The organism is Streptomyces sp. MZ04, assembly GCF_004684775.1.
GTDB lineage: Bacteria > Actinomycetota > Actinomycetes > Streptomycetales > Streptomycetaceae > Streptomyces.
In genome coordinates this window covers 1-19,151 of the sequence record NZ_SRIC01000076.1, presented here as the reverse complement: position 1 = coordinate 19,151, position 19,151 = coordinate 1, and the positions used below count along the sequence as shown (strand labels likewise).

Annotated in this window: 16 protein-coding genes and 1 pseudogene; 9 read left to right on the top strand and 8 right to left on the bottom strand. The window is 70.2% G+C overall.

What is annotated here, in order from left to right; genetic code table 11:
• Positions 1-75: 75 nt before the first annotated feature.
• The 4 genes from E2651_RS18130 (at position 76) to serA (ending at position 5,423) form a co-directional block, all read left to right on the top strand.
• A complete protein-coding gene (locus tag E2651_RS18130) occupies positions 76-1,923 on the top strand; it encodes an acetolactate synthase large subunit (RefSeq protein WP_209446176.1) in 1,848 nt (615 codons plus the stop codon).
• Positions 1,924-1,952: 29 nt separating this feature from the next.
• Positions 1,953-2,480, top strand: a complete 528-nt coding sequence (ilvN, locus tag E2651_RS18125) for an acetolactate synthase small subunit (RefSeq protein ID WP_135332200.1) — start codon at positions 1,953-1,955, stop codon at positions 2,478-2,480.
• Between the two features lie 100 nt (positions 2,481-2,580).
• The gene (gene ilvC / locus E2651_RS18120) at positions 2,581-3,582 is read left to right on the top strand and encodes a ketol-acid reductoisomerase (RefSeq protein WP_135332199.1); all 1,002 of its coding nucleotides are present in this window, start codon (positions 2,581-2,583) and stop codon (positions 3,580-3,582) included.
• A 236-nt stretch (positions 3,583-3,818) separates the two neighbouring features.
• Positions 3,819-5,423: a phosphoglycerate dehydrogenase gene (gene serA, locus E2651_RS18115; RefSeq protein ID WP_135332198.1), complete on the top strand. Its 1,605-nt coding sequence runs from the start codon at positions 3,819-3,821 to the stop codon at positions 5,421-5,423.
• Between the two features lie 130 nt (positions 5,424-5,553).
• Here the strand turns inward: serA and E2651_RS18110 are convergent, their stop codons facing one another.
• Complete coding sequence (locus E2651_RS18110) at positions 5,554-7,110, bottom strand: MFS transporter (protein WP_135332197.1); 1,557 nt, start codon at positions 7,108-7,110, stop codon at positions 5,554-5,556.
• A gap of 96 nt (positions 7,111-7,206) precedes the next feature.
• On the opposite strand from E2651_RS18110, the gene E2651_RS18105 reads away from it, so the two are divergent.
• A complete protein-coding gene (locus E2651_RS18105) occupies positions 7,207-7,791 on the top strand; it encodes a TetR/AcrR family transcriptional regulator (RefSeq protein WP_135332196.1) in 585 nt (194 codons plus the stop codon).
• Between the two features lie 52 nt (positions 7,792-7,843).
• On the opposite strand, the gene E2651_RS18100 is transcribed toward E2651_RS18105, so the two are convergent.
• Positions 7,844-8,575, bottom strand: a complete 732-nt coding sequence (locus E2651_RS18100) for a response regulator transcription factor (RefSeq protein ID WP_280922798.1) — start codon at positions 8,573-8,575, stop codon at positions 7,844-7,846.
• Here E2651_RS18100 and E2651_RS18095 point away from each other — a divergent pair.
• Positions 8,535-9,638 (top strand): annotated as a pseudogene (locus E2651_RS18095) (alpha/beta hydrolase); the annotation flags it as partial. The gene E2651_RS18100 and the pseudogene E2651_RS18095 sit on opposite strands and share 41 nt — an antisense overlap.
• A 24-nt stretch (positions 9,639-9,662) precedes the next feature.
• Here E2651_RS18095 and E2651_RS18090 read toward each other — a convergent pair.
• Positions 9,663-10,889, bottom strand: a complete 1,227-nt coding sequence (locus E2651_RS18090; protein WP_135332194.1) for a helix-turn-helix domain-containing protein — start codon at positions 10,887-10,889, stop codon at positions 9,663-9,665.
• 179 nt (positions 10,890-11,068) lie between these two features.
• Here E2651_RS18090 and E2651_RS18085 point away from each other — a divergent pair, with 179 nt between their 5' ends.
• A complete protein-coding gene (locus E2651_RS18085; RefSeq protein WP_135332193.1) occupies positions 11,069-11,995 on the top strand; it encodes a proline dehydrogenase family protein in 927 nt (308 codons plus the stop codon).
• Positions 11,996-12,036: 41 nt separating this feature from the next.
• Complete coding sequence (pruA, locus tag E2651_RS18080) at positions 12,037-13,668, top strand: L-glutamate gamma-semialdehyde dehydrogenase (protein ID WP_135332192.1); 1,632 nt, start codon at positions 12,037-12,039, stop codon at positions 13,666-13,668.
• A gap of 90 nt (positions 13,669-13,758) precedes the next feature.
• Here pruA and bla read toward each other — a convergent pair whose 3' ends face one another.
• From bla to E2651_RS18065, 3 genes are all read right to left on the bottom strand, one after another.
• Complete coding sequence (gene bla / locus E2651_RS18075) at positions 13,759-14,646, bottom strand: class A beta-lactamase (protein ID WP_135332191.1); 888 nt, start codon at positions 14,644-14,646, stop codon at positions 13,759-13,761.
• Positions 14,643-15,527 carry an alpha/beta hydrolase gene (locus E2651_RS18070; RefSeq protein WP_135332190.1) on the bottom strand — a complete coding sequence of 295 codons (885 nt, stop codon included), beginning with the start codon at positions 15,525-15,527 and terminating at the stop codon, positions 14,643-14,645. Before E2651_RS18070 ends, bla begins: the two co-directional genes overlap by 4 nt.
• 93 nt (positions 15,528-15,620) lie before the next feature.
• On the bottom strand, positions 15,621-15,983 hold the full coding sequence (locus E2651_RS18065; RefSeq protein WP_135332189.1) for a MerR family transcriptional regulator: 363 nt from the start codon (positions 15,981-15,983) through the stop codon (positions 15,621-15,623).
• An 85-nt stretch (positions 15,984-16,068) separates the two neighbouring features.
• On the opposite strand from E2651_RS18065, the gene E2651_RS18060 reads away from it, so the two are divergent.
• Positions 16,069-17,163, top strand: coding sequence for an alkene reductase (locus E2651_RS18060; protein WP_135332188.1), 1,095 nt, complete (start codon positions 16,069-16,071; stop codon positions 17,161-17,163).
• A gap of 20 nt (positions 17,164-17,183) precedes the next feature.
• Here the strand turns inward: E2651_RS18060 and E2651_RS18055 are convergent, their stop codons facing one another.
• A complete protein-coding gene (locus E2651_RS18055) occupies positions 17,184-17,897 on the bottom strand; it encodes a nitroreductase family protein (RefSeq protein ID WP_209446175.1) in 714 nt (237 codons plus the stop codon).
• 100 nt (positions 17,898-17,997) lie between these two features.
• On the bottom strand, positions 17,998-19,151 hold a 1,154-nt coding region (locus tag E2651_RS18050; RefSeq protein WP_245238953.1), incomplete at its 5' end, for a lysophospholipid acyltransferase family protein.

Sequence of the window (19,151 nt, the reverse complement as noted above, 5' to 3'; positions counted from 1 at the left end):
TTTTTGTTGCACTGGCACCCGCCAAACCACCGCAAACTCCCCGCAAAAACCCTCAGCTTCGAGAAGAGAATGCCGATGACCGAGCAGGCCACCGGGGCCCACCATCCGCAGCCGCGGCCCCGTTCCTCAGGACAGCAGTCCGCCCCCGTCGAGCACGTCACGGGCGCGAAGTCCCTCATCCGTTCCCTCGAGGAAGTCGGCTGCGACACGGTATTCGGCATTCCCGGCGGCGCCATCCTTCCCGCGTACGACCCGATGATGGACTCCACCCGAGTCCGTCACGTCCTGGTCCGGCACGAGCAGGGCGCGGGCCACGCGGCCACCGGTTACGCGCAGGCCACCGGCAAGGTCGGCGTGTGCATGGCGACGAGCGGCCCCGGTGCCACCAACCTCGTCACGCCGATCGCCGACGCCCACATGGACTCCGTCCCCATGGTCGCGATCACCGGCCAGGTCGCCTCCAAGGCGATCGGTACGGACGCCTTCCAGGAGGCGGACATCGTCGGCATCACGATGCCGATCACCAAGCACAACTTCCTGGTCACCAAGGCGGAGGACATCCCGCGCACCATCGCCGAGGCCTTCCACATCGCCTCGACGGGGCGTCCGGGCCCGGTCCTCGTGGACATCGCGAAGGACGCGCTGCAGGCGCAGACGACCTTCTCCTGGCCGCCGCAGCAGGACCTGCCCGGCTACCGCCCGGTGACCAAGCCGCACGCCAAGCAGATCCGCGAGGCCGCGAAGCTCATCACCACGGCCAAGCGCCCGGTCCTGTACGTCGGCGGCGGCGTCCTGAAGGCCCACGCCACCGCCGAGCTGAAGGTCCTGGCAGAGCTCACCGGAGCGCCCGTCACCACCACCCTGATGGCGCTCGGCGCATTCCCCGACAGCCACCCGCTGCACGTGGGAATGCCGGGCATGCACGGTGCGGTCACCGCCGTCACCGCGCTGCAGAAGGCCGACCTGATCGTCGCCCTCGGAGCCCGCTTCGACGACCGTGTCACCGGAAAGCTGGACAGCTTCGCTCCGTACGCGAAGATCGTCCACGCCGACATCGACCCGGCCGAGATCGGCAAGAACCGCGCCGCGGACGTGCCGATCGTCGGTGACGCCCGCGAGGTCATCGCCGACCTGATCCAGGCCGTCCAGGCCGAGCACACCGCAGGTCAGAAGGGCGACTACAGCGCCTGGTGGAAGGACCTCAGCCGCTGGCGCGACACGTACCCGCTGGGCTACGACCAGCCCGAGGACGGCTCGCTCTCCCCGCAGCAGGTCATCGAGCGCGTCGGCAAGCTCGCCCCCGAAGGGACGATCTTCGCCGCGGGCGTCGGCCAGCACCAGATGTGGGCCGCCCACTTCATCGACTACGAGCAGCCCGCCACCTGGCTGAACTCCGGCGGCGCCGGAACGATGGGCTACGCGGTCCCCGCCGCGATGGGCGCCAAGGCCGGACAGCCCGACCGCACGGTCTGGGCGATCGACGGCGACGGCTGCTTCCAGATGACCAATCAGGAGCTCACCACCTGCGCCCTGAACAACATCCCGATCAAGGTCGCCATCATCAACAACGGCGCCCTGGGCATGGTCCGCCAGTGGCAGACGCTGTTCTACAACCAGCGCTACTCCAACACCGTGCTGCACAGCGGTCCCGAGGACATCGGCCCCAACAAGGGCACCCGCGTCCCGGACTTCGTGAAGCTGTCGGAGGCCATGGGCTGTGCCGCCCTGCGCTGTGAGCGTCCGGAGGACCTGGACAAGGTCATCGCGGAGGCCAACTCCATCAACGACCGCCCCGTCGTGGTCGACTTCATCGTCCACGAGGACGCCCAGGTCTGGCCGATGGTCGCCGCCGGCACCTCGAACGACGAGGTCATGGCCGCCCGCGGGGTCCGCCCCGACTTCGGCGACAACGAAGACGACTGAGACCGAGAGCGAAAGAGAGACCAAGAGTCATGTCCACCAAGCACACGCTCTCCGTCCTGGTCGAGAACAAGCCCGGTGTCCTCGCCCGGATCACCGCCCTGTTCTCCCGCCGCGGCTTCAACATCGACTCCCTGGCCGTGGGCGTCACCGAGCACCCCGACATCTCCCGCATCACCATCGTGGTGAATGTCGAGGACCTGCCGCTCGAACAGGTCACGAAGCAGCTCAACAAGCTCGTCAACGTCCTGAAGATCGTCGAACTCGAACCGGGTGCGGCCGTCCAGCGCGAGCTGGTGCTCGCCAAGATCCGCGCCGACAACGAGACGCGCTCGCAGATCGTCGAGATCGTCCAGCTGTTCCGCGCCAAGACCGTGGACGTCTCCCCGGAGGCCGTCACCATCGAGGCGACGGGCAGCAGCGACAAGCTGGAGGCGATGCTCAAGATGCTGGAACCCTTCGGTATCAAGGAGCTCGTCCAGTCCGGCACCATCGCGATCGGCCGCGGCTCCCGCTCCATCACGGACCGCAGCCTGCGGGCGCTCGACCGTTCGGCCTGAACCCGCCCCCGGGCGCGCCCGCATAGCGAGACCTGAAAACTTTCCTCCCCCAGCCCGCCGTACGGTGGGTCGCAACACCAGCACACATAGGAGAATCCCAGTGGCCGAGCTGTTCTACGACGACGACGCCGACCTGTCCATCATCCAGGGCCGCAAGGTCGCGGTCATCGGATACGGCAGCCAGGGCCACGCCCACGCGCTGTCGCTCCGTGACTCGGGTGTCGACGTCCGCGTCGGTCTGCACGAGGGCTCCAAGTCCAAGGCCAAGGCCGAGGAGCAGGGCCTGCGTGTGGTGACGCCCGCCGAGGCCGCCGCCGAGGCCGACGTCATCATGATCCTGGTCCCGGACCCGATCCAGGCCCAGGTCTACGAGGAGTCCATCAAGGACAACCTCAAGGCCGGCGACGCGCTGTTCTTCGGCCACGGCCTGAACATCCGCTTCGGCTTCATCAAGGCCCCCGAGGGCGTCGACGTCTGCATGGTCGCCCCGAAGGGTCCGGGCCACCTGGTCCGTCGCCAGTACGAAGAGGGCCGCGGCGTTCCGTGCATCGCGGCCGTCGAGCAGGACGCGACCGGCAACGGCTTCGCGCTGGCGCTTTCGTACGCCAAGGGCATCGGCGGCACGCGTGCGGGCGTCATCAAGACGACCTTCACCGAGGAGACCGAGACCGACCTGTTCGGCGAGCAGGCCGTGCTCTGCGGCGGCACCGCCGCGCTGGTCAAGGCGGGCTTCGAGACGCTGACCGAGGCCGGCTACCAGCCGGAGATCGCGTACTTCGAGTGCCTCCACGAGCTGAAGCTCATCGTCGACCTCATGTACGAGGGCGGCCTGGAGAAGATGCGCTGGTCGGTCTCCGAGACCGCCGAGTGGGGCGACTACATCACCGGCCCGCGGATCATCACGGACGCCACCAAGGCCGAGATGAAGAAGGTCCTCGCGGAGATCCAGGACGGCACGTTCGCCCAGCAGTGGATGGACGAGTACCACGGTGGCCTGAAGAAGTACAACGAGTACAAGACCCAGGACGAGAACCACCTCCTGGAGACCACGGGCAAGGAGCTCCGCAAGCTCATGAGCTGGGTCAACGACGACGACGCGTAGGTCGTGGACAAGGGCCGGGGCGATCGCCCCGGCCCTTGTCCGCTGTGTTGTCCACTGTGTCCAGCCACGGACGAGTGATCCTTCCGCGGAGGCGTAAGAAGTCCTCCGCAGCGCCACTACACTGCTTTCAACATTCGCGTCAGGCCCACAGCGTCGTGCGTCTTCCACGCGGCTAGCACCCTCCACCGCCTGCGGCCGTCGGGACGGCCGTCCGCATTGGACTTGTGAGGACTCACGTGAGCACTGCTGCCAACGGCAAACCGGTCGTACTCATCGCTGAAGAGCTGTCGCCGGCCACTGTCGACGCTCTGGGCCCGGATTTCGAGATCCGCCAGTGCAACGGCGCGGACCGCGCCGAGCTGCTGCCCGCGATCGCCGACGTCGACGCCATCCTGGTCCGCTCCGCGACCAAGGTCGACGCCGAGGCCATCGCCGCCGCCAAGAAGCTGAAGGTCGTCGCCCGCGCGGGCGTGGGCCTGGACAACGTGGACGTGTCCGCCGCCACCAAGGCCGGCGTCATGGTGGTGAACGCGCCCACCTCGAACATCGTCACCGCGGCCGAGCTCGCCTGCGGCCTTCTCATCGCCACCGCGCGCAACATCCCCCAGGGCAGCCAGGCGCTGAAGAACGGCGAGTGGAAGCGCTCGAAGTACACGGGCGTCGAGCTCGCCGAGAAGACCCTCGGTGTCGTGGGCCTCGGCCGCATCGGCGCGCTCGTCGCGCAGCGCATGAGCGCCTTCGGTATGAAGGTCGTCGCGTACGACCCGTATGTGCAGCCCGCGCGGGCCGCACAGATGGGCGTCAAGGTCCTCACCCTCGACGAGCTGCTCGAGGTCTCCGACTTCATCACCGTGCACCTGCCCAAGACCCCCGAGACGGTCGGTCTGATCGGCGACGAGGCCCTGCACAAGGTCAAGCCCGCCGTCCGCATCGTGAACGCCGCGCGCGGCGGGATCGTCGACGAGGAGGCGCTGTACTCGGCGCTGAAGGAAGGCCGCGTCGCGGGCGCCGGTCTGGATGTGTACGCGAAGGAGCCCTGCACGGACTCCCCGCTCTTCCAGTTCGACCAGGTCGTCTGCACGCCGCACCTCGGTGCCTCGACGGACGAGGCGCAGGAGAAGGCCGGCATCTCCGTCGCCAGGTCGGTGCGTCTGGCCCTCGCGGGCGAGCTGGTCCCGGACGCCGTGAACGTCCAGGGCGGCGTCATCGCCGAGGACGTACGTCCCGGTCTGCCGCTCGCCGAGAAGCTCGGCCGGATCTTCACCGCGCTCGCGGGCGAGGTCGCCGCGCGGCTCGACGTCGAGGTGTACGGCGAGATCACGCAGCACGACGTGAAGGTGCTCGAACTGTCCGCGCTGAAGGGCGTGTTCGAGGACGTCGTCGACGAGACCGTGTCGTACGTGAACGCGCCGCTCTTCGCCCAGGAGCGTGGCGTCGAGGTCCGCCTGACCACGAGCTCCGAGTCGCCGGACCACCGCAACATGGTCACGGTGCGGGGCACGCTGACCGGCGGCGAGGAGATCTCGGTCTCCGGCACGCTGGCCGGTCCCAAGCACCTGCGGAAGATCGTCGGCATCGGCGAGTACGACGTGGACCTGGCGCTCGCCGACCACATGGTCGTCCTGCGGTACGCGGACCGTCCCGGTGTCGTCGGCACCGTCGGCCGTGTCCTCGGCGAGGCGGGCATCAACATCGCGGGCATGCAGGTCGCTCGCGCGGGCGTGGGCGGAGAGGCGCTGGCCGTGCTCACGGTGGACGACACCGTGCCGCAGCCTGTTCTGAACGAGCTGTCCGCGGAGATCGGTGCGAAGTCCGCGCGTGCGGTGAACCTCACGGACTAGGGGCCGGTCGTACGCGGCGGCTTCGGTCGCCGTTTGTCACCGGCTTCGCCGAGTTCGTCCTCAAACGCCGGACGGGCTGGATGTTTCCAGCCCGTCCGGCGTTTGTCTTGAGGTCTCAGGGCTCTAGGCCTCAGACCAGCACCTTCTCCGGCTCGGGCGCGGTCACCCGGCGCAACGTCAGCGCCGCCAGTACCGCTGCCGCGAGGAGAAGTCCCGCCCCCGCCAGTGCGGCGACGTGCATGCCGTTCGTGAATGCCTCCCGCGCCGCCGTGACCAGGGCGGAAGCCGTCTCGCCCGGCAGTTCCCGTGCCGTGGCCAGCGCGCCGCCCAATGTCTCCCGCGCCTCGGCCGGCGCGGATGCGGGGATCTGGTCGCGATAGACCGCGTTGCCGATCGAGCCGAGCAGCGCCATGCCGAGCGCGCCGCCGAACTCCTGGCCGGTCTCCAGGAGCGAGGACGCCGAGCCCGCCTTCTCCGCGGGGACCGAGCTCAGGGCCAGGTCGGTGAGCTGTGAGCCGATGATCACCGCGCCGCAGGCCAGGAGACCCGCCGCCGTGAGGACCGTCCACATCGAGTCGGTGCCGGTCAGGGTCAGCAGGCCGTAGCCGCTCGCCGAGACGACGAAGCCCGTGGTGACGACATGGGCGCGGTTCATTCCGCGCTGCACAAGCGCCGTGGCGACCGGTGCGGCGAAGCCGATGAGGACCGAGGGCAGCAGCGCCCACAGCGCGGCCTCCATGGCGCTCTTGCCGAGGACGGACTGCAGGTACTGCGTGGTGAAGTAGGCCGAACCCATCATCGCCAGCGAGGAGATGAGGTTGAGGAGGACCGCCGGGGCGAAGCCGCGGCCCCGGAACAGCGCGGGGGAGATCAGCGGCGACGCCGTGGTGCGCTGGCGGTGGACGAAGAGGGCGGCGAAGACGAGTCCCGCGGCGAGCGAGACGACGTACGCGGTCTCGATGCCCTCGGCGGCGATCTCCTTGAGGCCGTAGACGACCGGCAGCACGGCGGCCATGGAGAGCGGGACGCTCAGCAGGTCGAAGCGGCCGGGATGCGGGTCCTTGGACTCGGGGATCAGGACCGGCGCGAGGAGCAGGAGCATCACCATCGCGGGCAGGTTGACCAGGAAGACCGAGCCCCACCAGAAGTGCTCGACGAGGATGCCGCTCATCACCGAGCCGAGCGCGATGCCGGCGACCATCACTCCGGACCAGATGCCGATGGCCTTCGCGCGCTGCCCGGCATCGCGGAACATCGTGCGGACGAGCGCCATCGTGGACGGCATCAGGGTCGCGCCGCCGATGCCGAGGACCGCGCGGGCCGCGATCAGGAGCTCGGCGCTGTTCGCGTAGGCGGCGGTGAGGGAGGCCGCGCCGAAGGCGGCGGCGCCGAACAGGAGCAGCTTGCGGCGGCCGACGCGGTCGCCGAGCGAGCCCATCGTCATCAGCAGGCCGGCGAGGACGAAGGCGTAGATGTCGAAGATCCACAGCTGCTGGGTGCCGCTCGGATCGAGGTCCGCGCTGATCGCCGGGATCGCGAAGTACAGGACCGAGACGTCCATCGAGACCAGGAGCAGCGGCAGCATCAGGACGGCGAGCGCGGTCCACTCCTTGCGGGTCGCGCGCTCCGGGATCCGTGAATGCGCTTGTTCGTGCGGCGAGTTCGTCGAGTTCGTCGAGTTCGGCATGAGCAGGACTGTACGGACGTCTTAAACGGTTGTCTAGTACGGACGTATAAAACGCTGGTCTGGGACGTGCGTATGGATCGGCGGTAGGCTGCCCGCATGGGACACCGCGAAGATCTGCTCGAAGGCGCCAAGCGCTGCCTGCTGGAGAAGGGGTTCGCGCGCACGACGGCGCGCGACATCGTGAAGGAGTCCGGGACCAACCTGGCGTCCATCGGCTATCACTACGGCTCGAAGGACGCGCTGCTCGTCGAGGCGTACGTCGCGCTCGTCGAGCCGATGGGGGAGGGCTTCGAGGGTGCGGTCGGCGCCGCGCGCGCCACGGAGGGCGGGGGCATCGAGCGGTTCCGGGAGACGTGGGCGAACGTCATCCGCTCGATCCCCGAGTCACGGGCGATCTGGATGCTGAGCCTGGAGGTCATCACACAGGGGGAGCGGCTCGCGGGCATTCGCGATCTGCTCGCCAAGGCTCAGGTGGAGGGGCGGCGGGGGCTCGCCGCGATGTTCACCGGGATCGAGGAGAGCGATCTGACCGATGACGTCGTGGAGACCGAGGGACGCTTCTATGCGACGCTGCTCAACGGCCTGATGGTGCAGTGGCTGTTCGACGAGGAGTCGGCGACCGACGCCGAGCAGTTGACCGAGGGGCTGCGGCGCGTGATGGACCGGGTGTCGGCCACGTAGGACACGAGCGGCGTGCCTGAGTCGGTGGCGATCACGCGGGCCGTGTTGCGCGTCAGCCGGTGAATCCCGGCACCACCAGACCTGATGCGTACGCGATCACCACCGCGTGGGTTCGGTTCTGCGCACCGAGCTTGGTCAGCACGTTCCCGACGTGCGTCTTCACCGTCTCCAGGCTCACCATGAGCGAGCGCGCGATCTCCGGGTTGGACAGGCCGGTGGCCATCAGCCGCAGCACCTCCTCCTCCCGCTCCGTCAGAGCCGCCTTCGGCAACGCCTCGGCGGAGCCCAGCGGGCGGGCGGCGACCATCCGGCGCAGGGCCGCCGGGAAGAGGATCGCCTCCCCCGCCGCCACCACGCGTACCGCCTCGGCGATCTGCCGGACCGGAAGCCGCTTGAGCACGAACCCGCTGGCCCCCGCGCCGAGCGCCGCGGTGACGTAACCGTCGTTCTCGAAGGTGGTGATCACCACGACCTTCGGCGGTTCGGTCGACCCGGACTCGGCAAGGAGCTGCCGGGTGGCCTCGATCCCGTTGCACCGCGGCATCCGTACATCCATCAGGACCACGTCAGGGCGCAGCCGCCGCACCTGCTCGACGGCCTCGACGCCGTCGGCGGCCTCCCCGGCCACCGTGATCCCCGGCTGCGCCGCGAGCAAGGTGCGCAGACCGCTGCGGGTCACCTCGTCGTCGTCCGCGATCAAGAGGGTGACGGGGGCACTGGCAGGGCCGGCGGCGGCGCCAGTCGCGCCCGTCAGCTGCGGTCTGACCGGCGACGAACAGGACATGGAGCGCCCGTACAAGACCGGGACCTTCGCGAAGGACGTGAAGTGGGCCCGCACAGTGGCCGACAAGTGCCGGGCCAAGGAAGGCGACAGGCTGCGCCACCTCACCACCCGCAACACCGCTCGCGACATGGACGTCATCCGTGCCGTCCTTGGCGAGAAGAAGATCTCCTACCTGGGGTTCTCCTACGGCACCTACCTCGGCGCCGTCTACACGCAGATGTTCCCCCGGCGAACCGACCGGTTCGTGCTGGACAGTGCGGCCGACCCCGCGCGGTACGGGCGGGGCATGTTCCGGGCGATGGCGGAGCGGGCCGAGCCCGCCTTCGCGCGATGGACCCGATGGACTGCGCGGCGGCACACGACGTACGAACTGGGCCGTACCCCGGGCGAGGTCCGCAAGACGTTCTGGGACCTCGTCGCCCGGGCCGACCGCACACCCATCGACCACGGCGGGACGCTCTTCACCGGTGACACCATCCGCGCTCGGCGCGCCACGTTCTCCCGCGTTCAGAAGGCCGCCACATGGGTCGCCGAGCTGAAGAAGGCGGCCGAGGGCGGGAAGCCGGATCCGTCCGGCACGCCCGAGCAGGTCCCGGGCCCCCTCCGGCCGGAGTCCGCCCGTGACGTCCCCCCGGACAATGAAACCGCGAGCGCCTGGGCCGTCCTCTGCGCCGACACCCGCACGTCGTGGCCGCGCGACCCCGAGCAGTACCGCCGCGACGCGATCCGCGACAAGGCCCGGTATCCGCTGTCCGGCGACTTCGAGTCCAACGTCAAGCCGTGTGCCTTCTGGGAGCCGGGCAGCGAACCCAGGACAACGGTGACCAACAGGGTCCGTGCACTCATCGTGCAAAACGAGTGGGACCCTGCGACGCCCCCGGCCGGCGGCCAGGCCATGCACCGGGCCCTGCGCGGATCCCGGATGGTCACCGTCGCCGGCGGAGAGGGGCACATCGTCAACGGCACCAACTCCTGCGCGGACAACAGCGCCACGGTCTACCTGACCACGGGCAGGCTCCCGGCCAAGGACCTGACCTGCCGAGCGTCACACTCCGCGCCCTGACGAAGTCGCGGATCCTGAAGTCCCTTACAGCCGCGACGTCTTCAGGATCATGTGCAGCAGCAGCCGGTCCTCGCCGTCGTCCAGGTCGAGGCCCGTGAGCTGCTCCACGCGCGACAGGCGGTAGTAGAGCGTCTGCCGGTGGATGCCCAACTCCGCCGCGGTGCGCCCCGCTTGGCCCGCGCAGTCGAGGAACACCTCGGCGGTGCGGGCGAGTTCGCGGTGTGCGGGGGAGAGCAGGTCGCGGGCCACCGGGTCGTGCGCGGCCTCCGGGGGCAGGGCGGTGAGCAGGCGGTAGGGGCCCATGTCCGCCCACTGGGCCACCGGGGCGAAGCGCGGTTCGGCGCGGGCCGCGCGGGCCGCCGACGACGCCTCCCACCAAGCGGCGCCGAGCTCGTCCAGGCCGTACCGGGCGCTGGCGATGCCGGCCGCGGCGGGGCCCGCCGTGCTCGCGGCCCCCGCCGACTCCAGGAGCCGCGTGGCCGCCGACTCCGCGGGCGTCAGCACATCGGCCGAGCGCAGCCGGACCAGGACCGCGAGGCTCTGGCCCGCCGTGCCCCATGGCACCGTGCACAGGGCGGTCGCCCCCTGCACCGTACGGACGGAAGGGGCGTCGTCGGGGTTCGCCATGGGGTATCCCCTGCCCGAGCGAAGTCGAGAGCTTGGGGAAGGCCAGGGGGCCACGCACACCACCGCGTGCAGTCCTTCGCCGCGCGGGCCCAGCGCCGTACGCAGGTCCGCCACCGCCATGTCGCGCTGCCAGCCCCGTTCGGCGGTCAGGACCGCGCGGAACTCGCGGGTCAGATCGGCGCCGGCCTGCGCCTCGTCGGCCAGCAGCGCGCCGATCCGGGTGGCCACCTCCATGGCCGCGTCCAGCTGGGCGTCCGTGGGCCCCGGCTCGTCGTCGAGCAGCCACACGTACCCCAGGACGAAGCCCCGATGGCGTACGGGAAGGCAGATCCGGCCGCGGTAGACGCCCGCGTCCGCGGCGGGCGGGATGCGGACCGGGGCCGTGGCGCGGGTGATGCCGAAGCCCTCGAACCAGGCGCGGACCCCGGCCGTCGAGCGGCGCGTGAGGATCGACCGGGTGCGGACCGGGTCGAGGTCCGCCGCGTCGAAGCCGCTGTCGCCGCCGCTGGCGTGCGCGCCGAAGGCGATCAGCTCGAAGTCGCGGTTCTCCAGTGTCGCGGGGGCACCGAGCAGGGCCGAGATCTCGTCGACCAGTTCCTGGTAGTCGCCTTTCACGCTGTCCATTCTGACGCAGTTCGCGCCCCGCTTCAGACAGATGTCTGAGATCCAGGGCACGGATGCGTGACAGGTGTCGATGGCCCAGGATCGGAGGGATCCTTAAGTTTCACGGTGGTTCTCCGTGCCGTACCGGTTCGTTACGCATATCCGGATACGGCCCCGTTCTACTCCCCGTGGAGGTGCCCGTGCTGGGTCCCGTGATCCTCGCCGCGTCGCGCAGCGACAAGATGCGCCGTTTCGTATCGGCGGCCCCCGGCACCAAGCAGGTCGTCGACCGCTTCATCGCCGGCGAGACGGTGGACCAGGTCGTGCCGATCATCACGGACGCCGTCGACAAGGGCCTCGAGGTCACCCTCGACGTCGTCGGCGAGGACATCACCACGCCCGAGCAGGCCTCCGCCGCCCGCGACGCCTATCTGGAGCTCGTCGAGCGCCTCAAGGACCTGGGCCTGGGCACCAAGGCCGAGATGTCGATCAAGCTGTCCATGTTCGGCCAGGCGCTTGAGGGCGGCCACGAGCTGGCCCTCGCCAATGTCCGCCCCGTCGTCGAGGCCGCCGCCGCGATCGGCACCACGGTCACCCTGGACGCCGAGGACCACACCACCCTCGACTCGATGTTCGCCATCCACGAGGAGCTGCGGAAGGACTTCCCGCAGACCGGCTGCGTCATCCAGTCCTACCTCTTCCGCACCGAGGACGACGCCCGCCGCCTGGCCGCCGCGGGCAGCCGCGTACGCATCGTGAAGGGCGCCTACAAGGAGCCCGCCGAGGTCGCGTACCAGGACAAGGCGGAGATCGACAAGGCGTACGTCCGCATCATGCAGATCCTGATGGACGGCGACGGGTACCCGATGATCGGGTCCCACGACCCGCGTCTGATCTCCATCGCACAGGAGCTCGCGCGGCGTGCCGGGCGCAAACTGGATGAGTACGAGTTCCAGATGCTGTACGGCATCCGCAGCGACGAGCACCTGCGGCTCGCGGCCGAGGGCCACCGGATGCGCGTCTACACCGCCTACGGCACCGACTGGTACGGATATTTCATGCGCCGCCTCGCGGAGAAGCCGGCCAACCTGCTCTTCTTCGCCCGCTCCATCCTCACCAAGGGCTGAGCTCCCTTTCCCCCGACCCCCTCTAAGGAGATACGGAACTCATGGACTCTGTGACCCAGGTCCCCGCGCCGGTCAACGAGCCGGTGCACGGCTACGCCCCCGGTTCCCCGGAGCGTGCCCGCCTCGAGACCAAGCTCAAGGAGCTCTCCGAGAACCCCATCGAGCTGCCGATGACCATCGGCGGCGTCAAGCGCCTCGGTGGCGGTGAGCCCTTCCAGGTCGTGCAGCCGCACAACCACCAGGCCGTCATCGGCAACGGCCGCGGCGCCACGCAGCAGGACGCCCAGGACGCGATCGACGCCGCCCTCGCCGCCGCCCCGGCCTGGCGCGCGATGTCCTTCGACGACCGCGCCGCGATCATCCTGCGCGCCGCCGAGCTGCTCTCCACGACGTGGCGCGAGACGCTCGCCGCGTCCACGATGCTCGGCCAGTCGAAGACCGCCCAGCAGGCCGAGATCGACACTCCCTGCGAGCTGATCGACTTCTGGCGCTTCAACGTCAAGTACGCCCGTGACCTGCTCGCCGAGCAGCCCGTGGCGAACTCGACCGGCGTCTGGAACCGTCTGGACCACCGCCCGCTCGAGGGCTTCGTCTACGCGATCACGCCGTTCAACTTCACCGCGATCGCCGGCAACCTGCCGACCGCCCCGGCCCTCATGGGCAACGTGGTCGTCTGGAAGCCGTCCCCGACGCAGACGCACGCCGCCGTGCTGCTCATGCAGCTCCTGGAGGAGGCGGGTCTGCCCAAGGGCGTCATCAACCTGGTGACGGGCGACGGCATCGCCGTCTCCGACGTGGCCCTGAACCACCGCGACCTGGCGGGCATCCACTTCACCGGCTCCACGAAGACCTTCCAGCACCTGTGGAAGACGGTCGGCGAGAACATCGCGAACTACCGCACGTACCCGCGTCTGGTCGGCGAGACCGGCGGCAAGGACTTCGTCGTCGCGCACCCCAGCGCCGACCGCGCCGTCCTCAAGACGGCCCTGACCCGCGGCTCCTTCGAGTTCCAGGGCCAGAAGTGCAGCGCGTCCTCGCGCGCCTACGTCCCGGCCTCGATCTGGAACTCCGGCTTCAAGGAGGAGTTCGCGGCCGAGGTCGACGGCATCAAGATGGGTGACGTCACCGACCTGTCGAACTTCATCGGCGCGGTCATCGACGAGCGCTCGTTCGCCAAGAACAAGGCGGCCATCGACCGCGCCGCGGCCGACCCGACCTGCACGATCGTCGCGGGCGGCACGTACGACGACTCGGTCGGCTACTTCGTCCGCCCGACCGTCGTCGAGTGCTCGGACCCGGCCAACGAGGTCTTCACGACCGAGTACTTCGGCCCGTTCCTGGCGATCCACGTCTACGAGGACGACAAGTACGAGGAGATGCTGACCCAGATGGAGTCGGCCTCGGACTACGCCCTCACCGGCTCGGTCATCTCCAACGACCGCGCCGCGGCCGCGTACACGATGGAGAAGCTCCGCTACGCCGCGGGCAACTTCTACATCAACGACAAGTCGACCGGCGCCGTCGTCGGCCAGCAGCCCTTCGGCGGCGGCCGCGCGTCCGGCACCAACGACAAGGCGGGCGCCCCGCAGAACCTGCAGCGCTGGACGCTGACCCGCGCCATCAAGGAGACGCTGGTCCCGCCAACGGACTACTCGTACCCGCACATGGGCTGACGCCCCCCTCGGGCCTCGTCGCCCGACCCCTGAACCCCGCCTCCGATCTGGGCCCCACCCCGGTCGGAGGCGGTGTTGTTTCCGCTGCGGTCAGGTGAGGGCGTCGACGACGACGCGGGTGATGTCCTCGGCGATCCGGTCCTCGCCGGGGGTGTCCGGGTCCAGTCGGGTCGTGTACACGGAGATGACCAGGGGCGCCCGGTCCGGCGGCCAGGTCACGGCGACGTCATTGACCCCGCCGTAGGCGGGCGTACCGGTCTTGTCGCCGACCCGCCAGCCCTTGGGGAGCCCGGCACGGATCCGCTTGTCGCCCGTGGTGTTCTCCAGGAGCCAGCGGGTCAACTGCCCGCGGTCGAGCGGGTGGAGGGCGTCACCGAGGACGAGCCGGCGCAGATTCTCCGTCATGGCCGCGGGGGTCGTCGTGTCGCGCGGGTCGCCGGGGATGTTGGTGTTGAGCTCGGGCTCCCACCGGTCGAGCCGGGTACGGGAGTCCCCGAGGGAGCGCGCGAACGCGGTGATGCCGGCCGGGCCGCCCATCCGCCGCATCAGCAGATTGGCGGCGGCGTTGTCGCTGTAGGTGATGGTCGCGTCGCACAACTCCCGTACGGTCATGCCGGTTTCGAGATGCAGCTCGGTCCTCGGCGAGGCCGTGACGAGGTCGTCACGCGTGTACTCGACGAGTACGTCGAGCAGGCCGGGCTCCTTGTCCCGCGCCCTGCGCAGGATCTCCGCGGCGGCGAGGACCTTGAACGTCGAGGCGATCGCGAAGCGTTCGTGCTCGCGGTGGCCGACGGTCGCGCCGCTGCCGGTGTCCAGGGCGTGCACCCCGATGCGGCCGGGGTAGTCCTTCTCGAGCTCGCGCAGCCGCCGCCGCGCTTCGGGGAAGGCCCTCGCGCTCGCGTTGCCGGGCACGGAGAGGAAGACGGGCGCGAGGGCCGCGGCGCCGACGAGCGTCCGGCGGGAGAGGGATAAGTTCATGATCCCGACGGTACCGGGGCGGTGTGGCGCCGAGTCAGGAAGTCGTCGATCAGCGCGCCGATCTGCGCGGCGTGCGTCTCCAGGGCGAAGTGTCCGGCGGGCAGCAGATGCACCTCGGCCTCCGGCAGATCACGGAGGAAGGCGAGCGCCCCGTCCCGCACGAAGATCTGGTCGTGCGCGCCCCAGACGGCGAGCAGCGGCACCTGGGAGGCGCGGAAGTACGCCTGGAACTCGGGGTACAGGTCGATGTTGCTGCCGTAGTCGCCGATCAGGGAGAGCTGGATCCCGTCCTGGCCGTCGCGGGCCATCAGCGCGGCGTCGTGGTGCCAGGCGTCCGGGTTCAGCAGGCTCTGGTCCGAAACCCCGTGCGTGTACTGCCACTTGATGCCATCGAGGGAGCGGATCTCCCGTACGGGCGCGGCGGTCTTCTCGTTCGGGTCCGCGATGTACGCGAGGACGGGCGCCCACGCGTCGGCGCCGAGGCCCTCCTCGTACGCGTTGCCGTTCTGCGTGACGATCGCGGTGACGCGCTCGGGGTGCGCGAGCGCCAGGCGCAGGCCGATGGGGGCGCCGTAGTCCTGGATGTAGAGCGCGAAGCGGGTCAGGCCGATCTGCTCGGTGAACTCCGCTGTGACGTCGGCGAGTTCGGCGAAGCTGTACGTGAAGTCCGGTGCGGAGGGGGCCGCGGAGCGGCCGAAGCCGATGTGGTCCGGGGCGATGACGCGGTAGCGGTGGGCGAGGAGCGGGATGAGGTCGCGGAACATGTGGGAGCTGGTGGGGAAGCCGTGCAGCAGCAGGAGGGCGGGGGCGTCGGCGGGGCCGGCCTCGCGGTAGTGGATCTCGTGGCCGCGGACGGTGGTGGAGCGGTAGTGGGTACCCATGTCTAACCCCTCAAGTTCACTTTGACGGTTGCGATGAGGCGAGTAGAGCACGCCGACATCTAACCAGTCAATAAACTGTGAGGAGTTAGGTGCTCAGTGGCTTCCAGCGGCCGCCGTGATCACCTCGTCAAGGACCTCCCGCGCCCGCAGCAGGTCGGCCACCTGGCGGTCGATCCTGGCCCGCTCCTCGGTCAGCTCGTCGACCAGCCACGGCGTCGCCGTCTCCGACGGGCCGCCGTCCTTGTCCCGCATGCACGGCAGAAGCTGGACGATCTTCGCGCTGCACAGGCCCGCCGCGAACAGCTCCTGGATGTGCACGACCCGGTCGACCGCCGCCTCCGGGTAGTCGCGGTGGCCGCCCGGGGTGCGGTCCGCGTACAGCAGGCCCTGCTTCTCGTAGTAGCGCAGGGACCGCTCGCTCACGGCGGTACGCTTCGCCAGCTCGCCGATCCTCATGCCGCATGAACCTCCACGCTCGAATCTCCACGGTCCGAGTTCCACGCTTGAATCTCACACCGGTGTCAGCTTTTACCGTTCCGGCATGACGAACACCTCGCTTCTCGCCCCCTATTCCGCAGGCCGCATCGGCCACCTCCCCAACCGCATCGTCATGGCCCCCATGACCCGCGCCCGCGCCGCGGACGACGGCACCCCGCTCCCGGTGGTCGCCGACCACTACGCCCAGCGCGCGAGCGCGGGGCTGATCATCACCGAGGGCATCTGGCCCAGCGGCCGGGGCCAGAGCGGCTGGCGCTACCCGGGGCTGCAGACCGCCGCGCACATCGAGGGCTGGCGGCGGGTCACCGACGCCGTGCACGCCGCCGGTGGCCGGATCTACGCCCAGCTGATGCACGGCGGCCGCAACGGCCACCCGCTGGCCCGCATCGACGGCGACCTGCCGCTCGCGCCGTCCGCCGTGACCCCGCCCGGCCATGCGCACGGCCCGGACGGCAGCAAGCCCGACTACGTCGCCCCGCGCGAGATGAGCATCGACGACATCCGCACGGCGGTCCAGGACTTCGCGGACGCGGCCCGCAACGCCATCGCCGCGGGCTTCGACGGGGTCGAACTGCACGGCGCCAACAGCTACTTGATCCACCAGTTCCTCGCGGACAACACCAACCTCCGCGACGACGCGTACGGCCGTGGCTCGGTCGCCGACCGCATTCGCTTCGCCGTCGAGGTCGTACGTGCCGTCGCCGATGCGGTCGGCGCCGAGCGGCTCGGGCTCCGGCTCTCCCCCGGCAACCCGCAGTTCGGCATGGCGGAGGCCGACCCCGGCCCCGTCTACCGCGCGCTGCTCGACGAGATCGAGGGCATCGGCCTCGCCTACCTCCACCTCACCGACAACGCCGACTATCCGGCCCTCGCCGACCTGCGCCGCCACTGGCACGGCACGCTCATCGGCAACGTCGGCGAGAACGGCGACCCGACCACGCGGGAGGCGGGCGAGGCGGTACTCGCGTCCGGGGTCGTCGACCTCGTCTCGTACGGACGCGCGTTCATCGCCAACCCCGACCTGCCGGAGCGGTTCGCGGCGGGTGCGGCGCTCCAGGAGATCGACGAGGCGCACCTCTACACCAACGGCGCCGAGGGGTACACCGACTACCCGTTCCTGGAACGCCAGTTGGCGTAGCGATGGCGCCTACGGTCGGCTCAGACCTCCACGAGGACCTGGTCAAGGGATTTCCGTACGAGATCGGGGACCCGGCAGTCCGCCGCCGGATAGCCCACGGGGATCACCGCGAACGCCTTCTCGTTCTCCGGGCGGCCGAGCACCTGCGACAGGAATCGCATCGGGCTCGGCGTGTGGATCAGTGCGGCGAGGCCCGACAGGTGCAGGGCGGAGAGCAGCATCCCGACCGCGATGCCGACCGACTCGTCGACGTAGTAGTGCTTGTGCTTGGTGCCGTCCTCGCCCAGCCAGTAGCGCTGCTGGAAGACGACGATCAGCGCGGGGGCGTCCGTGAGGTGCGGTTTGACCTCGTCCGTGCCGAGCGGGCGCAGGGCGGCGAGCCACTCCTCGCCGAGCCGCCCGTCGTACGAGATCTGCTCCTCGTGCTCGGCGGCCTCGCGGATGCGGCGGCGGATGTCCGGGTCCTGGACGAGGGCGAACGTCCACGGCTGCTGGTGCGCGCCGGACGGCGCCGTCGCCGCGCACGCGATGGCGTCCCGCACGACCTGCGTGGGCACAGGGTCCGGCGCGAACTGCCGCACCGTGCGCCGCTCCCGCATCCGCGTCCGCAACTCGGCGGCGTGCGCGAGGGATTCGGCCTCGGGCATGCGCTGCGGGCGGTACGGCACGGAGCGGTAGGGCTCACCGTGGATGGGGGTCCATGTTTGCTGCTGGTGCTGCTCGGTCTCAGACATGGTCCGATTCTGGGGCGGAGGGTGCTGCGGGCGCCATGGTGCAGACCAATTGGCGGGCTGGAAAGGCCTGTTCAGCTCCGTCTGTCCCGTACGTACCTGTTCAGCTCCACCCCTTCACGATGAGCGAGAGTCCGATCGTGAAGCCGGTGCCGAGCAGCGCCAGGTACGGCCCGTAGAACCGCCGCAGCCGGTGCGCCAGGAAACCGAAGGCTCCGAAGGCCAGGCCCACCGTGAGGGTGCGGGAGCCGCGGGAGAGCGCCGAGTGGGTCAGCCAGTCGGACGGGGCGATGTCCGCGCGGCCCGCCTCGCGTGCGTACACCTTGAAGGGGATGCCGTTCCAGGGCTGGTGGCGGACGGCCGCCGCGGCTTCGACGGCGAGTTCGCCGCGCACCTCCGCGCGCATCCGGTCCGTCGTCAACGGCTGCGGCAATTGCGTGCCGGACGCGGCCAGTTGGAGGGCGAGCAGGCCGCCCGCCAGACTGCCGGCGAGGGCCGTGAGCGACAGCTTCAGGGCGCGGCGCGGCAGGGCCGCGCAGGCGATCGCGAGGAACAGCTCCGGCATCAGCGGCCAGCTCAGTGCCTCCGCGAAGGCCCAGGCGAAGGCGAGCGGCAGCCCCCACCGGGAGGCCGCGACCGCCGCGGTCCGCTTGCGCGCGGCGGAGTCCCTGAGCGGTTCTCCGGTCGTACGACGATGCAGTGCGGCCACCGCGTCGCGGGCCTCCTCAGGGGTGGCCGACGCGGGCAGCGGATCACCGACGGCGACCCGTACGAGGGCGGGGCGGAGCCGGCCGTGCTTGGGCAGCAGACGGTCCGTGCCGGCGATGGCGACCGGCACGACGGGCACGCGCGCGTGCTCCGCGAGAACCAGCGCGCCGCGGTGGAAGGCGCCCAACTCGCCCGCCCGCGCGCGGGTTCCCTCCGGGAAGAGGACGACGGCACGGCCCGCGCGAAGGCCGTCCGCCCTGGCGAGCAGATCGTCCATGCCGCCTCCGGTGCGGCGCACGGGGAAGCCCGCGGCCAGCCTGCTGCAGATGCGCCTGCGCCAGGGGGAGGCGAACCAGTAGTCGGCGGCGGCGCCGATCGCGGGGGAGTGGCGGGCGTCGAGCGCCGCGAGCAGGGCGGCGGTGTCGGCGTGGGAGGAGTGATTGGCGACGACGACACAGCCCCCGGCCGGGAGCTGCCCCTTCCGCTCGACACCTCCGGTGAGGGTGAGCAGGGTCCACCAGAGGGCGCGGCGGAGGAGGGCGGCGGGCC

Bases quoted from the DNA above. Each gene is read 5' to 3' on its own strand.
- E2651_RS18130 (WP_209446176.1), top strand. From the start codon at position 76: ATGACCGAGCAGGCCACCGGGGCCCACCATCCGCAGCCGCGGCCCCGT.
- ilvN (WP_135332200.1), top strand. From the start codon at position 1,953: ATGTCCACCAAGCACACGCTCTCCGTCCTGGTCGAGAACAAGCCCGGT.
- E2651_RS18110 (WP_135332197.1), bottom strand. From the start codon at position 7,110: ATGCCGAACTCGACGAACTCGACGAACTCGCCGCACGAACAAGCGCAT.
- E2651_RS18105 (WP_135332196.1), top strand. From the start codon at position 7,207: ATGGGACACCGCGAAGATCTGCTCGAAGGCGCCAAGCGCTGCCTGCTG.
- E2651_RS18100 (WP_280922798.1), bottom strand. From the start codon at position 8,575: ATGTCCTGTTCGTCGCCGGTCAGACCGCAGCTGACGGGCGCGACTGGC.
- E2651_RS18090 (WP_135332194.1), bottom strand. From the start codon at position 10,889: ATGGACAGCGTGAAAGGCGACTACCAGGAACTGGTCGACGAGATCTCG.
- pruA (WP_135332192.1), top strand. From the start codon at position 12,037: ATGGACTCTGTGACCCAGGTCCCCGCGCCGGTCAACGAGCCGGTGCAC.
- bla (WP_135332191.1), bottom strand. From the start codon at position 14,646: ATGAACTTATCCCTCTCCCGCCGGACGCTCGTCGGCGCCGCGGCCCTC.
- E2651_RS18070 (WP_135332190.1), bottom strand. From the start codon at position 15,527: ATGGGTACCCACTACCGCTCCACCACCGTCCGCGGCCACGAGATCCAC.
- E2651_RS18065 (WP_135332189.1), bottom strand. From the start codon at position 15,983: ATGAGGATCGGCGAGCTGGCGAAGCGTACCGCCGTGAGCGAGCGGTCC.
- E2651_RS18060 (WP_135332188.1), top strand. From the start codon at position 16,069: ATGACGAACACCTCGCTTCTCGCCCCCTATTCCGCAGGCCGCATCGGC.
- E2651_RS18055 (WP_209446175.1), bottom strand. From the start codon at position 17,897: ATGTCTGAGACCGAGCAGCACCAGCAGCAAACATGGACCCCCATCCAC.